Annotated in this window: 1 protein-coding gene and 1 pseudogene; both read right to left on the reverse strand. The window is 40.8% G+C overall.

The window, feature by feature from the left end; all coding sequences use genetic code 11:
- The coding region (locus tag SB660_RS19530) for a signal recognition particle receptor subunit alpha (protein WP_410583905.1) at positions 1–170 on the reverse strand (170 nt) is incomplete at its 3' end.
- Positions 171–183: 13 nt separating this feature from the next.
- Positions 184–326, reverse strand: a pseudogene (locus tag SB660_RS19535) (hypothetical protein); the annotation flags it as partial.

Raw genomic sequence — 326 nt, forward strand, 5'->3', positions numbered from 1 at the left:
CTTACTTTTTTCACAAAATCCTTTACGACTTTAAAGTTAACGTCAGCCTCAAGAAGCGCAAGACGGACTTCACGCATCATCTCTTTTACGTCTTGTTCGCTGACTTTTCCTTTTCCGCGGATTTTTGAAATCGTCTTTTGCAGTCGGTCGGCTAATCCTTCAAATGCCATTGTTTGCCGCCTCCTAATCTAATTTCTCAAGCGCTTCAATCAGAGCCGTCATTTTTTCCTCTTCCTGCAAGCCGGAAGCAAGCTCTTTCAGCTTTGTAAACATTTCTTTACGCTCCTGAAACTTTTTAAAAAGGAGCAGTTTTTCTTCATATTGTT

It is taken from the genome of Bacillus sp. SIMBA_005, from assembly GCF_046535585.1.
In the GTDB taxonomy this organism is placed as follows: Bacteria; Bacillota; Bacilli; order Bacillales; family Bacillaceae; genus Bacillus; species Bacillus pumilus.